The sequence below is a fragment of the Pseudomonas sp. KT_2_4 genome (assembly GCF_041410225.1).
Taxonomy (GTDB): domain Bacteria; phylum Pseudomonadota; class Gammaproteobacteria; order Pseudomonadales; family Pseudomonadaceae; genus Aquipseudomonas; species Aquipseudomonas paracarnis.
The window spans coordinates 1,431,740-1,445,518 of the sequence record NZ_CP166962.1 but is presented as its reverse complement, the minus strand read 5'-3'; the positions used below and the strand labels follow the sequence as shown (position 1 = coordinate 1,445,518).

Here is a 13,779-nt window from a genome sequence, read left to right as displayed (position 1 = left end):
TAAACGACGGCCAAGGCGCGCAGTTTAGCGTGCCCTGCGGGAATTTCGAGGTGGTTTTTTACCGCCCGGGCAATTAATTGGCCGCGCTCTGTATGTGTCTTGACTGCTTCGGCTATTATGAGCCCTTTGTTTTATCTGGCCCCACCTGGCCATGCACCTGTCTGTTCAAGGATCCTATGAGCAAGCCCACTGTCGACCCTACCTCGAATACCAAGGCCGGACCTGCCGTCCCGGTCAATTTCCTGCGCCCGATCATCCAGGCGGACCTGGATTCGGGCAAGCACACGCAGATCGTCACCCGTTTCCCGCCAGAGCCCAACGGCTACCTGCACATCGGCCACGCCAAGTCGATCTGTGTGAACTTCGGCCTGGCCCAGGAGTTCGGTGGCGTCACGCACCTGCGTTTCGACGACACCAACCCGGCCAAGGAAGACCAGGAATACATCGACGCCATCGAAAGCGACATCAAGTGGCTGGGCTTCGAATGGTCCGGTGAAGTGCGCTATGCCTCCAAGTATTTCGACCAGTTGTTCGACTGGGCCGTCGAGCTGATCAAGGCCGGCAAGGCTTATGTGGACGACCTGACCCCGGAGCAGGCCAAGGAATACCGTGGCACGCTGACCGAGCCGGGCAAGAACAGCCCGTTCCGCGACCGTTCGGTAGAAGAGAACCTGGACTGGTTCAACCGTATGCGCGCCGGCGAATTCCCGGACGGCGCCCGCGTGCTGCGCGCCAAGATCGACATGGCCTCGCCGAACATGAACCTGCGTGACCCGATCATGTACCGCATCCGCCATGCCCATCACCACCAGACCGGTGACAAGTGGTGCATCTACCCCAACTACGACTTCACCCACGGTCAGTCGGACGCCATCGAAGGCATCACCCACTCCATCTGCACCCTGGAGTTCGAAAGCCATCGCCCGCTGTACGAATGGTTCCTGGACAGTCTGCCGGTTCCGGCGCACCCGCGTCAGTACGAGTTCAGCCGCCTGAACCTGAACTACACCATCACCAGCAAGCGCAAGCTCAAGCAACTGGTGGATGAAAAACACGTGCATGGCTGGGACGACCCGCGCATGTCCACACTGTCGGGCTTCCGTCGCCGTGGCTACACCCCGGCGTCGATCCGCAACTTCTGCGACATGGTCGGCACCAACCGCTCCGACGGCGTGGTCGATTTCGGCATGCTCGAATTCAGCATCCGTCAGGACCTGGATGCCAATGCACCGCGCGCCATGTGCGTGCTGCGTCCGTTGAAAGTCGTGATCACCAACTACCCGGAAGGCCAGGTCGAGAACCTCGAACTGCCGCGCCACCCGCAGAAAGAAGAGCTGGGCGTGCGCAAATTGCCATTCGCCCGCGAAATCTACATCGACCGTGACGACTTCATGGAAGAGCCGCCCAAGGGCTACAAGCGCCTGGAGCCGAATGGCGAAGTGCGCCTGCGCGGCAGCTACGTGATCCGTGCGGACGAAGCGATCAAGGACGCCGATGGCAACATCGTTGAACTGCGTTGCTCGTACGATCCGGACACCCTGGGCAAGAACCCTGAAGGCCGCAAGGTCAAGGGTGTGGTCCACTGGGTACCGGCCGCTGCCAGCATCGAGTGCGAAGTGCGCCTGTACGATCGTCTGTTCCGCTCGCCGAACCCTGAGAAGGCGGAAGACAGCGCGAGTTTCCTCGACAACATCAACCCTGACTCCCTGCAAGTACTCACTGGTTGTCGTGCCGAGCCATCGCTTGGCGACGCACAGCCGGAAGACCGTTTCCAGTTCGAGCGCGAAGGCTACTTCTGCGCAGATATCAAGGACTCGAAACCAGGCACTCCGGTATTCAACCGTACCGTGACCTTGCGAGATTCGTGGGGCCAGTGATTTAAGGGAAACATCGTGCTAACGATCTACAACACGCTCAGCAAGACCAAAGAAGTCTTCAAGCCGCTGGATGGCAACAAGGTGCGCATGTACGTGTGCGGCATGACCGTGTACGACTACTGCCACATCGGCCACGGCCGCAGCATGGTTGCCTTCGACCTGGTGACCCGCTGGTTGCGTTTCAGTGGCTATGACTTGACGTACGTGCGCAACATCACCGACATCGACGACAAGATCATCAACCGTGCCAACGAAAACGGCGAGTCGTTCGATGCGCTGACCGAGCGCATGATCGCCGCCATGCACGAGGACGAGGCGCGCCTCAACATCCTCAAGCCGGACATGGAACCGCGTGCCACGGACCACATCCCTGGCATGCACGCGATGATCCAGACCTTGATCGACAAGGGCTACGCCTACGCCCCAGGCAACGGCGACGTGTACTACCGCGTCGCCAAGTTCATGGGCTACGGCAAGCTGTCGCGCAAGAAGATCGAAGACCTGCGCATCGGCGCGCGGATCGAAGTCGACGAAGCCAAGCAGGACCCGCTCGACTTCGTACTGTGGAAAGGTACCAAGCCGGGCGAGCCGAGCTGGGAGTCGCCGTGGGGCGCCGGGCGTCCGGGCTGGCACATCGAATGCTCGGTGATGTCCACCTGCTGCCTGGGCGAGACCTTCGACATTCATGGCGGCGGCAGCGACCTTGAGTTCCCGCACCACGAAAACGAAATCGCCCAGAGCGAAGCCGCCACCGGCAAGACCTACGCCAATGCCTGGATGCACTGCGGCATGATCCGCATCAATGGCGAGAAGATGTCCAAGTCCTTGAACAACTTCTTCACCATCCGCGACGTGCTGGAAAAGTACCACCCGGAAGTGGTGCGTTACCTGCTGGTGTCGAGCCACTACCGCAGCGCCATCAACTACTCCGAAGACAACCTCAAGGACGCCAAGGGCGCTTTGGAGCGTTTCTATCACGCGTTGAAAGGCCTGCCCGCGGTGGCACCTGCAGGCGGCGAAGCCTTCGTGGCACGTTTCACCGAAGTGATGAACGACGACTTCGGCACCCCGGAAGCCTGCGCCGTGCTGTTCGAGATGGTGCGCGAGATCAACCGCTTGCGCGAGACCGATATCGACGCAGCGGCGGGCCTGGCGGCGCGCCTTAAAGAACTGGCCAGCGTGCTGGGCGTGTTGCAGATGGAAGCCGATGACTTCCTGCAAGCGGGTGCCGAAGGGCGTGTGGATGCCGCTGAGGTAGATGCACTGATCCAGGCGCGTCTGGCGGCTCGCACCAATAAAGACTGGGCGGAATCCGACCGTATCCGCGACCAACTGACCGCGATGGGTGTGGTGTTGGAAGACGGCAAGGGTGGGACGACGTGGCGGTTGGCTGACTGACCGTTGAAAGCTGCACGCTGAATGAAAAACGCCCCGACTGGTTCGGGGCGTTTTTTTGCATATTGCTAAGTTTTTCGAATTAAACCTCTATTCCTGTCCAAGACCTTCATAGTCAGAGCGGAGTTCTCACCGAACACGGCTCTGAAATTTTTCCTGCTTGGTATTGGCAGTCTTCTATCAACGTCCCGTCTCGGCCCCACTGCCGTGATTGTCCGTTTCTCTCGCCGTGTGCGTATTCGGTAGAATAAAGTTGAGTTCCATCCTCAGACCAACCTTGCATCTTTCCATGTAGTTTTCCGTCTTTATAAATTGAGTGCTTTCTTTTTTGTCCGTTGTCATACCATTCTATGTCGTCGCCTTGGCGGTTATGATTTTCGTCTTGTTCCCATTGGCTGACTTTTATACCGTCAATGTTCCATTCGTGGCTTATTCTAATGTGCTGATTTGTATAGAGTGTTTGTGATTCGGTCTGGCCGTTTGCGAAGTATTTGACGTCCCAGCCATCCAACTGCCCGCGGTCATAATCTTGTATATTTTTTAGTGTGCCGTCTTCATAGTAATAATTTGATATTCCTGAGCGACTGCCATCTAAATATTTTTCCATGGATTCAGGATTTCCGTTAGCGTACAGTTTGACTCTTGGGCCATTTAGCACTCCATTTGCATAATGCTCACGGATCTTGATTTTTCCTGTCGGGTCGTAAGTTATGTACTCGCCGTCAGTGATAATTCCGTTATTGTAATTTATGGATTTTTCAATTTTTCCGTTTTTGTGGCGAACAATACTTTTTCCTTCACGTTGCCCCTGCGCACTCATTTCAATAGAACTCGAAACCATGCCGTTGCTATGAAAGGTGCGAAATTTATGGATGAATTTGCTCGCAGCATAGTCTTCATTGTCGACGAATCCATCAGCCGCAATCTTCTTGGTTTTTTTATCGTAGATATATACTTTCCAGGCTTTTAGCGTTTTGTCATAAGTTTGGGGTTGCTCTATGAAAAAAAGACTGCGCGCAGCTGGAACGGGTCGGTAATTCTCGTCTAAGTACATTTTTCCATCAATTAGCACATCTGTGAGTGATCTGCATGTTTCACCCGTGCAGGTAGCGAATTTGGTTGCCATTGGTATTTTTCGATCACAATCCTGATGGGTGATAAATAGTGCGGCTCCATCATCAGCGTATTTTTTGATTTTCTTAACTTCTGCTAGGAAACGTTCGACAGGAACGCCGATGGAGTCCGGTGTGATATGCAGTTTTGAAGTGCCACAACTGTGTTCTGTCGAAAGCGTCAGACGAACTGCCGCCATGAGCTTTACGCCGAAAGAGTCCGGGGTTTCTGTATCTATGTCGAGATAGGTTGCATTCATTTTTATATTTAGAATTGTCGATAGGTGAGTCTGTTCGGCTTGAGCGTATATTGCATTCGAGATGAGTGCTAGTGTCACTAAGAATTTCTTATATTCGAATTGCATCCCGATTTTCCATTAATTGACTTGTATAGAGAGGGTAAAGTTTTGGGTGGTGGCTGTTCGTGACTTCGATTTACGTTTGAGTGGAAGGTGTGCCCGCTAGAAACGCTCAATGGAGTATCGGGCACCAAAGAGAAGACTATGGGTCAATCGTTGTCTACAAAGAAGCGAGGGTTTCTGGCGCGGACGTAGGATGTTTCTTTGGGAAGTATGTCACGGTGCTTTACGTTGTTAGTGCTTGCGGGTGTTCAATAGCTGACGGTAAAAGGGGGTGGGTCTACCCAACTGACCGCAATGGTGTGGGTTGGAAGACGGCAAGGGTGGGACGACGTGACGGTTGGCTGACTGACCGTTGAAAGCTGCACGTTGAATAAAAAAAAACGCCCCGACTGGTTCGGGGCGTTTTTGAATATAAATATTGAAGACTTGGCTTGTTGTAGGTGTGATGCATGCGTTCAATAGTGAGAGAATAATTCTGTCTTCTTCACTGCGAGCATTACTAGGGTTTCGTATAGTGCTATTAGTTGTCCGAGCGTTTTGTTTGGGTAATTTTTATAGTTTTCGCGTGTTATATGAAGAGACTCTAAGTGGCGGCTTAGCTGATGCTGTGCCATGCCTAATTCGTTTTGGGCGATCTCTGTTCTATTCTGTTTATCGGTCGCCCACTTTTCAAATTCGATTTGACTGTATCGCCAAGGGTTTTCTTTGATGTCAATCTTCCATAGTTCTAAGTAGCCAGATTTGATTGTTAAGTCGGAAATTATATCGTCTGCACCCTCAGTGGTAATGGCTAAGGCTTCGAGGTCATGCAAAGTTTGGATGGAGTCTCCGTATAGTTTTCTAACGCTTTCGAGTAGTCTTTTGATTGTGTCTGTATGTATCTTAATTTTGTTCTTTGATTCGTCGTTTACAAGTGCTACCAGCTCTTCAGGGACTCGGATAACTGCGTTTTCAACCAGTTCGAGCCTTGGAGAGTTGAAGATTTCGACCGGAGTGCAACTGGATGGAGTGGCCGATAGCTTCAGGCCCGCATGGCTGTAGGCTTGCGCTACCAGCCTTGAGCAAAATTGAAGACTTGAAGGCTTTTCAAGTTCGACTTTTAAGTGCCCAAGCCATTCCTTCTTGAAAAAGGGCGCCGCCTTCACGGCCTCCCATATAGAATATACTGTGCCAATTTTTAATCGAGCATATTGCTCAATGATTTTCGAAGTCTCAGGTGAAAGATGCGGGTTGTATCGTTTTAGGGCGATTTGATTCGGGTGTTCAACAAGCAATCTCTGCGCATTAAAAGAATGAACGCCCCCTTTTTTATCCGCATGTATACAGCTGCCATAACCTACGCAAAGCATGACGTGCGAATAGTTGCCCCCGGTAAAGTTTCTTATTGTCTTGCTTGTGAGGCTTGTTTCGGTGGTGAAAACGATATCTCCGGGCTTCATCAGTGCCAAGTCGATCGAGTACATTTATTGTTCTCTCATGTTATACGGGAAAGGTTTAGTGCTGGATCGAGCGGGCGCTTCCCGATGTGGCGCGTAGCGGGATGATGCTAAGTTGGCGCAATTGGTGGCGCGTATCCGCTCTTTTGCCTGGCGCCAAACCAAATGTGGGAGCTGGCTTGCCTGCGATGGCGCAGTTTCAGTCAATGATGCTGTAACTGATAAACCGCTATCGCAGGCAAGCTGAACTGGCCTAATGATTTTGGACACTTCAATCGGGCGTTATGATAGCGCCCAAATCTGAGGTGTTTGGATATGCGTAAATCTTATTCGAGTGAGTTCAAGCTCAAGGCTGCCAGCATGGTGCTGGATGAAGGCCAGCCGGTTACTGAGGTCTGTGCCAGCCTAGATATCGGCCCCACTGCTCTACGCCGCTGGGTCGATCAAGTGCAGAAAGAACGCCTGGGTTCGACCCCGGTAGGGGCCAAGGCAATTACCGCTGATCAGCGAGAAATCCAGAGGCTCAAAGCCCTACTCAGGGAGAAAGACCTGGACATTGAAATCCTAAAAAAGGCCAGTGCTCTCCTGCTTTTGGACGCCAAAGATCATTCACGCTGATCGATGAGCTGGACGAGCAATACGGCGTTAAAAGGTGTTGCCGGGCGTTTGGGATCAACCGTAGTAGTTTCTACGCCTGGCGCCAGCGCCAAGGCAGAGCAAATCCTGAACGGGACAAGCTCAAAGCCGCGCTGGTCAAGCACCACAGGGCGTCCAGAGAGTCGGCCGGCGCACGTACTTTGTCCAAGGAGCTAAAAGCCAAAGGGCATCGTATCGGACGTTATATGGCTCGCAGTTTGATGCGCGAAGCTGGCATCGCTAGTCGTCAGCGCAGGCGCCATAAGTACAAGTCGCCGGGCGTTGAGGCATTGGTTGCGCCGCACGTGCTCAAGCGAAAATTTGATGTAACGGCGGTTAACCAGGTGTGGTGTGGCGACGTAACTTACATCAAGGTCGGCAAGCGATGGATGTACTTCGCCGCCGTTCTGGATTTGTACGCTCGGAGGATCGTGGGTTGGTCGTTCTCGATGATTTCTGATGCCAATCTGACCTGCGAAGCGCTACGCATGGCGGTTGAGCTACGCGGCCGCCCCCAGGATGTGTTGTTTCATTCAGACCAAGGTTGTCAGTACACCAGTCATAAATTCCGAAACGAGCTTATGAAACACGGATTTAGACAAAGTATGAGCCGTAAAGGCGAGTGCTGGGACAACGCCCCCATGGAGCGTTTCTTTGGTAGTTTGAAATCAGAGTGGGTTCCTGAAACGGGCTACAAACTGGAACATGAGGCCCGGGCAGACGTGCAGCGCTATGTCTCGCGCTACAACATCAGCAGGCCTCACAGCTACAACGACTACCGGTCGCCGGTCGCGAAGGAAAGGTTGGTGGCGTGAACCTTAATCGGTGTCCAAGATTACTTGACCAGTTCAAGCCAGCTCCCACATTTTTACTGAATTCGCCTGAAGAATCAGCGGCGGCTGCTGACTTCGGCGGGGACGTCATCACCGGCCATGCGTTTGCGGAACAGGGCCGTTCGCGCCAGCAGCAGTGTGGTGACCGGCACGGTGATCGCGAGCAAAATCGGAATCAACCAGCCATGCAATACCGGTCCGGACTTGAGCACCGAAAAATAGATGATCGACGCCAACGCCACGCTCCACGCCCCCAGCGTCGAGGCCAGTGCCGGCGGGTGCATGCGTTGGAAAAATTCTTTCATCCGCAGCAAGCCAATCGCGCCAATCAAGGCAAACAGGCTGCTGAGCAACAGCAACGCCGCCACGATAATCTCAACCCATAACGGCATCATTCAATCACCTCCCCACGCAGCAGGAATTTGGCCAGGGCGAACGAGCCGACGAAGCCGAACAGCGCGATCAATAGCGCTGCTTCAAAGTAAGTGTCGCTGGCATAGCGAATACCCAGGGTCAGCATCATCAGCATCGCCAGGATGTACAGGTAGTCCAGCGCCAGTACCCGGTCCTGGGCCGAGGGGCCTTTGAACAGGCGCACCAGGGTCAGCACCATGGCCAGGGAGAACAGGAACAGGCTGAACAGGATCGCATTGGCGAGCAGGGCGCTCATTCGAAGATCTCCATCAGGGGCCGTTCGTAGGCGTGCTTGAATTGCTGGATAAACGAGGCTTCGTCATCCAGGTCGAAAACGTGCAGCAGCAGGATGCTGCGGTCCAGGGCCAGTTCCGACCAGACGGTGCCGGGGGTCACGCTGGTGATCATCGCCAGCACCGCCAGGCCGTTGGCGTCGCGCAGGTCCAGGGGGATCTTGATAAAGCGCGAGCGCGGTGGGCGTGAGCCGCAAGTGAGTACGCCCCAGGCGACGTGCAGGTTGGAGATGATCACGTCAAGGCCGACCCGGAAAAACAGGCGGATGATCACCCCAGGGCGACGGATGCGGATCGGCAGCGGGCGCAGCGGCGCCATCATCAGCGGCGCAAGAAAGCCCAACAGTGCGCCCAGCAGCAGGTTGCCGGGGCTGATCGACAAGTTCAGCACCAGCCATAATACCCACAACGCCAACGACAGCCAGGGAGCCGGGAACAGACGTTTCATGGCTGCACCTCCAGGGCGGCGGCCTTGGCTTCAGGGCTGGGCACTGGGCGGGTCGCGAGCACTGCCATCACGTAGTGTTCCGGGTTGTTCAGGCTTTGGGCGGTGGCCTGGGTGTAGCGCATCAGCGCCTCGGCCTTGAAGGTCAGCGCGATGCTCAACCCCAGCAGCAGGAAGATCGGCACACACTCGTAGCGGCGCAGCAGCGGTGATGGGCGTTCTTCCGGGGTCCAGAAGCGCTGGATGCCGAGGCGGGCGAAAGCGATGAGCGAGGCCAGGCCAGAGAGAATCAGCAGCGCGACCAGGCCCCAGGCCGCCGGGCGGATGGACTCGTCCACGGCGTTGCCCAGGCCCAGTGGATTGATCAGCGCACTCAACAGGCTGAGCTTGCCGATAAACCCGGACAGCGGCGGCATGCCGATAATCAACAGCGCGCAGGCGATAAAGCTCAGGCCCAGGAAGGCCATGGTCCAAGGGATGACCTGGCCGATCACCGCTTTTTGCTCATCGTCCAGGTTCACACCCGGGCGCGGATGCAGCGATTCCATGGCTTTGGGCAGCGCATCAATCTCCTCATCCAGCGGCAGGTCGTTGGCCGAACGCGAACGCTCGATCAACTCCGCCAGCAAAAACAATGCACTCAGTGCGAGGGTTGAGCTGACCAGATAGAACAGCGCCCCCGCGGTCAGGCTTGGCTGGGCAAACCCTACCGCTGACAGCAGGATCCCGGCCGACACCAGGATACTCAGGCTGGCCATGCGCTCCAGGCGCTGCGCCGCCACCATCGCCAGTGCCGCGCAAATGATGGTCGCCATGCCGCCATACACCAGCCAATCCCCGCCAAACAGCGCCGAGGCGCCGGCCTGGCCGGAGAACAGCAGGGTCCACAGGCGCAGCACGGTGTACACGCCGACCTTGGTCATGATCGCGAACATTGCCGCCACCGGCGCGCTGGCCGAGGAATAGGCGGGCGCCAGCCAGAAGTTCAGCGGCCACATGCCGGCCTTGGCCAGGAACGCCGTAGCCAGGATCGCCGCACCGGCATGCAACAGGCCGCGATCCGCCTCCGGCACCAGCGGGATCTTCAACGCCAGGTCGGCAAAGTTCAGCGTGCCGGTGACGCCGTAGATCATCGCCGCGCCAATCAGGAACAGCGACGACGCCAGCAGGTTGATCGCAATGTAATGCAGCCCCGACGATACCCGCGCGCGGCCGGAACCGTGCAGCATCAGGCCGTAGGAGGCGGCCAGCAGCACTTCGAAGAACACGAACAGGTTGAACAGGTCGGCGGTGAGGAAGGCGCCATACAGCCCCATCAGTTGGATCTGGAACAGGGCATGGAAGCTGGTGCCCGCACGGTCCCAGCGGGCCATGGCGAACAGCAGCGCGCTGACGCCGATAACTCCGGTCAGCACCAGCATCATCGCCGACAGTTGGTCCACCACCAACACGATGCCGAACGGAACCTGCCAGTTGCCCGGCAGGTACACGCCAATGGAGCCGGGGCCGCCTTGTTGCGTCCAGTACAAGAGCAGGATGGCCACGCCCAGGCCGACGATGCTGGAGCACAGATTGATCTGGGCTTTGAGCGGGCGGCGTTTCTCGCCCAGCATCAGCATCAGCCCGGCGGTGAGCAGCGGCAGCAGGATCGGCGCGACGATCAGTTGATTCATCCACGTCATTCCTTGGGCTCCCGGCCGTCTACATGGTCAGTGCCGGTGAGGCCCCGGGAGGCCAGCAGCACCACCAGGAACAACGCGGTCATGGCGAAGCTGATCACAATGGCCGTGAGCACCAGGGCCTGGGGCAGTGGGTCGGTGTAGTTGAGCAGGTCTTGGGGCACGCCGTCCTTGATGATCGGCTCCTTGCCGATAAACAGGCTGCCCATGCTGAAGATGAACAGGTTGACCCCGTAGGACAGCAGGCACAAACCCATGACCACCTGGAACGTCCGTGGCCGCAGGATCAACCAGACGCCGGAGGCAGCCAGGACCCCAATGGCTATTGCGATGACTTCTTCCATCAGGCGGCTCCTTCGGTTGCAGCAACCACTTTGGGCTGGTTGCTCGGTTTATGCGCGCGCACCGACTGGTGGCCGAGGGCGGTGAGCATCAACAGGGTCGAGCCCACGACCATGGCGTACACGCCGACGTCAAAGAACAGCGCACTGGCGATATGAATATCGCCCAGTAGCGGCAGGCTGAAATGCCAGGTATGCGTAGTGAGGAACGGGTACCCGGCGAACAGCGCACCCAGCCCGGTCAAGGTGGCCGACAGCAGGCCGAAGCCCATCCAGCGCATGGGCCGCAGGCTCATCTGCGCCTCGACCCACTGGGTGCCGGCAACCATGTATTGCAGGATAAACGCCACCGACATCACCAGCCCGGCGACGAAACCACCACCCGGTTGGTTGTGGCCACGCATGAACAGGTAGAACGACACCACCAGCGCAATCGGCAGCAGCAGGCGCACCAGCACCGCCGGCACCATCATAAAGCCCAGGGCGGTGTCGCTGGCCTGGCGCGGGTTGACCAGGTCGGTGGCCACGTCTGGCGCCAGTTGGCGCTGTTGGGGCGGCAACTCCATGCTTTCCTTGGACGGGCGGAAGCGGCGCAGCAAGGCGTACACGGTCAAGGCCACAGCGCCCAGTACGGTGATTTCGCCCAGGGTGTCGAAGCCACGGAAGTCCACCAGCATCACGTTCACCACATTGCTGCCGCCGCCTTCGGGCAGGGCACGGCTTAAGTAGAACGAGGAAATATCGTTGGGCGTCTGGCGGGTCAGCATCGCATAGGACAACAGCGCCATGCCGCCGCCGACTACGGTGGACAGCAGCAAGTCACGCAGGCGGCGGATACGCGCCTTGCGCAGCGAGCTGGGCAGGGGTGAGACCTCTTCGATCCGCCGTGGCAGCCAGCGCAGGCCAAGCAGGATCAACACGGTAGTGACTACTTCCACCACCAATTGGGTGAGGGCCAGGTCCGGCGCTGAGAACCACACGAAGGTGACGCAGGTCATCAGGCCGCACACGCTGACCATGGTCAGGGCCGCCAGCCGGTGGTACTTGGCTTGCCAGGCGGCGCCGAGGGCGCAGGCAATCGCCAGCAACCACAGGGTGACGAAGACGATGGACCCCGGGATTTTCGGGCGGTCGCCCCAGCTGAGGCCACTGTTGATCATCGGGATCATCGCGCCGATCACTGCCAGTAGCACCAACAGGAACAACTGGGTTTGCAGGCGCTTGGTGCTGATGCGTTTCTCGATCCGGCGCACACCGCGCATCATCACCACCAGGCAGCGCTCGAAACCGCGCTTGCCGTTGAAGTAGCCGATCAGCGGCGGGTATTCGAAGCGGCCACGCTTGAGTTGTTTGCGCAGCATCAGGTACAGCACCACGCCGCCGGTCATCGCCACCAGGCTCATGATCATCGGCGCGTTCCAGCCGTGCCAGATCGCCAGGCTATATTCCGGCAACGTACCGCCCACCACCGGCAGGGCGGCAGCGGCGAGGATCGAGCCGACCACCTGGGCCGGGAAAATCCCCACCAGCAGGCAGGTGAACACCAACAACTCGACCGGTGCCCGCATCCAGCGCGGCGGCTCGTGGGGCGTGTGTGGCAAGTCGGTGGCGGGCGGGCCGAAGAACACATCCACGGTAAAACGCAGGGCATAGGCCACGCTGAATGTACCGGCAATGGTCGCGATCAGCGGCAGGGCGATTTCCACCCACTGAGTCGACGAGATAAACACGGTTTCGGCAAAGAACATCTCTTTGGACAGGAAGCCATTGAGCAACGGCACCCCGGCCATGGACGCGCTGGCGACCATCGCCAGGGTCGCGGTAAACGGGATCAGGCGCACCAGCCCGCTGAGCTTGCGGATATCCCGCGTGCCGCTTTCGTGGTCGATGATGCCCGCGGCCATGAACAGCGAAGCCTTGAAGGTGGCGTGGTTGAGAATATGGAATACCGCGGCAACAGCGGCCAGCGGGCTGTTAAGGCCCAGCAGCAGGGTGATCAGCCCGAGATGGCTGATGGTGGAATAGGCCAGCAGGCCCTTGAGATCGTTTTGAAACATGGCGCAGTAAGCGCCGAGGAGGAGCGTGAGGGCGCCGGCACCGCCGACGATCCAGAACCATTCTTCGCTGCCGGACAGCGATGGCCACAGGCGGGCCAGCAGGAACACGCCGGCCTTCACCATCGTCGCCGAGTGCAGGTAGGCCGAAACCGGCGTTGGCGCCGCCATGGCGTGGGGCAGCCAGAAATGGAAGGGGAACTGCGCGCTTTTGCTCAAGGCGCCGATCAGCACCAGGGCGAGCATGACCGGGTACAGCGAATGCGCGCGAATCTGATCGCCCGCCGCCAGCACCTGGTCCAGATCATAGCTGCCGACGATATGCCCCAGCAGCATCACCCCCGCCAACAGGCACAGCCCGCCGGCGCCGGTGACCATCAGCGCCATATACGCCCCGCGTCGCGCATCGGCACGGTGGTGCCAATAGCCGATCAGCAGGAACGAGAACAGGCTGGTCAGTTCCCAGAAGAATACGATCTGGATCAGGTTGCCGGAGATCACCAAACCCAGCATGGCGCCCATGAACGCCAGGAAAAACGCAAAGAAACGCGGCACCGGGTCGTCCGGCGACATGTAGTAGCGCGCATACAGCGACACCAGCGTGCCGATGCCCAGCACCAGCATCGAGAACAGCCAGGCAAACCCATCCATGCGCAACACGAAGTTCAGCCCCAGGCTGGGCAACCACATGAATTCTTCGCGGATCACGCCACCGTGGGCGATCTGGGGGTAGAGCAGGGCGACTTGAATAGTACCGACCAGCGCCACAAGGCCGGCCAACAGGGATTCGGTGTTACGTGCGTTATGCGGCAGCAAGGCCGCCAGACAGCTGCCGATAAAAGGCAGAAGCAGTAGAACTATCAGGGACATAGGCTTCTAATCTGCGGGAGTTTGGGATGCAT

At 57.6% G+C, this 13,779-nt stretch carries 12 protein-coding genes; 4 read left to right on the top strand and 8 right to left on the bottom strand.

All coding sequences use genetic code 11. From position 1 onward, the window contains the following. Window positions 1-176: 176 nt before the first annotated feature. Both AB9N64_RS06390 and cysS read left to right on the top strand, forming a co-directional pair. Window positions 177-1,877 carry a glutamine--tRNA ligase/YqeY domain fusion protein gene (locus AB9N64_RS06390; RefSeq protein ID WP_014718939.1) on the top strand — a complete coding sequence of 567 codons (1,701 nt, stop codon included), beginning with the start codon at window positions 177-179 and terminating at the stop codon, window positions 1,875-1,877. Between the two features lie 15 nt (window positions 1,878-1,892). Further along, window positions 1,893-3,275 (top strand): cysteine--tRNA ligase, encoded by a 1,383-nt coding sequence (gene cysS, locus AB9N64_RS06385; protein WP_032902823.1) that lies wholly within the window; start codon window positions 1,893-1,895, stop codon window positions 3,273-3,275. A gap of 112 nt (window positions 3,276-3,387) precedes the next feature. Here cysS and AB9N64_RS06380 read toward each other — a convergent pair whose 3' ends face one another. Continuing rightward, window positions 3,388-4,749 carry a toxin-antitoxin system YwqK family antitoxin gene (locus AB9N64_RS06380; protein ID WP_014718937.1) on the bottom strand — a complete coding sequence of 454 codons (1,362 nt, stop codon included), beginning with the start codon at window positions 4,747-4,749 and terminating at the stop codon, window positions 3,388-3,390. A 452-nt stretch (window positions 4,750-5,201) separates the two neighbouring features. Next, complete coding sequence (locus AB9N64_RS06375; RefSeq protein WP_019819429.1) at window positions 5,202-6,209, bottom strand: hypothetical protein; 1,008 nt, start codon at window positions 6,207-6,209, stop codon at window positions 5,202-5,204. A gap of 288 nt (window positions 6,210-6,497) precedes the next feature. Between AB9N64_RS06375 and AB9N64_RS06370 the strand changes: the two genes are divergently transcribed. Further along, a complete protein-coding gene (locus AB9N64_RS06370; protein WP_014717988.1) occupies window positions 6,498-6,800 on the top strand; it encodes a transposase in 303 nt (100 codons plus the stop codon). Continuing rightward, window positions 6,797-7,633 (top strand): IS3 family transposase, encoded by an 837-nt coding sequence (locus AB9N64_RS06365; RefSeq protein ID WP_371360384.1) that lies wholly within the window; start codon window positions 6,797-6,799, stop codon window positions 7,631-7,633. Before AB9N64_RS06370 ends, AB9N64_RS06365 begins: the two co-directional genes overlap by 4 nt. A 74-nt stretch (window positions 7,634-7,707) precedes the next feature. Here the strand turns inward: AB9N64_RS06365 and AB9N64_RS06360 are convergent, their stop codons facing one another. The 6 genes from AB9N64_RS06360 to AB9N64_RS06335 are packed head-to-tail and all read right to left on the bottom strand — an operon-like array spanning window position 7,708 to window position 13,747. Beyond that, window positions 7,708-8,046, bottom strand: coding sequence for a Na+/H+ antiporter subunit G (locus tag AB9N64_RS06360; RefSeq protein ID WP_020302326.1), 339 nt, complete (start codon window positions 8,044-8,046; stop codon window positions 7,708-7,710). Beyond that, window positions 8,043-8,321: a K+/H+ antiporter subunit F gene (locus tag AB9N64_RS06355; protein WP_003192168.1), complete on the bottom strand. Its 279-nt coding sequence runs from the start codon at window positions 8,319-8,321 to the stop codon at window positions 8,043-8,045. Before AB9N64_RS06355 ends, AB9N64_RS06360 begins: the two co-directional genes overlap by 4 nt. After that, window positions 8,318-8,806, bottom strand: a complete 489-nt coding sequence (locus tag AB9N64_RS06350; RefSeq protein ID WP_014718934.1) for a Na+/H+ antiporter subunit E — start codon at window positions 8,804-8,806, stop codon at window positions 8,318-8,320. The genes AB9N64_RS06355 and AB9N64_RS06350 overlap by 4 nt, the downstream gene beginning before the upstream one ends. Continuing rightward, window positions 8,803-10,485, bottom strand: a complete 1,683-nt coding sequence (locus AB9N64_RS06345) for a monovalent cation/H+ antiporter subunit D (protein WP_014718933.1) — start codon at window positions 10,483-10,485, stop codon at window positions 8,803-8,805. The genes AB9N64_RS06350 and AB9N64_RS06345 overlap by 4 nt, the downstream gene beginning before the upstream one ends. Then, complete coding sequence (locus AB9N64_RS06340; RefSeq protein WP_003192163.1) at window positions 10,482-10,826, bottom strand: Na+/H+ antiporter subunit C; 345 nt, start codon at window positions 10,824-10,826, stop codon at window positions 10,482-10,484. Before AB9N64_RS06340 ends, AB9N64_RS06345 begins: the two co-directional genes overlap by 4 nt. Further along, window positions 10,826-13,747 carry a monovalent cation/H+ antiporter subunit A gene (locus AB9N64_RS06335; protein ID WP_137271343.1) on the bottom strand — a complete coding sequence of 974 codons (2,922 nt, stop codon included), beginning with the start codon at window positions 13,745-13,747 and terminating at the stop codon, window positions 10,826-10,828. Before AB9N64_RS06335 ends, AB9N64_RS06340 begins: the two co-directional genes overlap by 1 nt. Between the last annotated feature and the right edge of the window lie 32 nt (window positions 13,748-13,779).

Excerpts from the sequence above, each read along its gene's own strand:
- AB9N64_RS06345 (WP_014718933.1), bottom strand. The coding sequence starts at position 10,485 with ATGACGTGGATGAATCAACTGATCGTCGCGCCGATCCTGCTGCCGCTG.
- AB9N64_RS06360 (WP_020302326.1), bottom strand. The coding sequence starts at position 8,046 with ATGATGCCGTTATGGGTTGAGATTATCGTGGCGGCGTTGCTGTTGCTC.
- AB9N64_RS06380 (WP_014718937.1), bottom strand. The coding sequence starts at position 4,749 with ATGCAATTCGAATATAAGAAATTCTTAGTGACACTAGCACTCATCTCG.
- AB9N64_RS06355 (WP_003192168.1), bottom strand. The coding sequence starts at position 8,321 with ATGAGCGCCCTGCTCGCCAATGCGATCCTGTTCAGCCTGTTCCTGTTC.
- AB9N64_RS06370 (WP_014717988.1), top strand. The coding sequence starts at position 6,498 with ATGCGTAAATCTTATTCGAGTGAGTTCAAGCTCAAGGCTGCCAGCATG.
- AB9N64_RS06340 (WP_003192163.1), bottom strand. The coding sequence starts at position 10,826 with ATGGAAGAAGTCATCGCAATAGCCATTGGGGTCCTGGCTGCCTCCGGC.
- AB9N64_RS06335 (WP_137271343.1), bottom strand. The coding sequence starts at position 13,747 with ATGTCCCTGATAGTTCTACTGCTTCTGCCTTTTATCGGCAGCTGTCTG.
- AB9N64_RS06350 (WP_014718934.1), bottom strand. The coding sequence starts at position 8,806 with ATGAAACGTCTGTTCCCGGCTCCCTGGCTGTCGTTGGCGTTGTGGGTA.
- AB9N64_RS06390 (WP_014718939.1), top strand. The coding sequence starts at position 177 with ATGAGCAAGCCCACTGTCGACCCTACCTCGAATACCAAGGCCGGACCT.
- AB9N64_RS06375 (WP_019819429.1), bottom strand. The coding sequence starts at position 6,209 with ATGTACTCGATCGACTTGGCACTGATGAAGCCCGGAGATATCGTTTTC.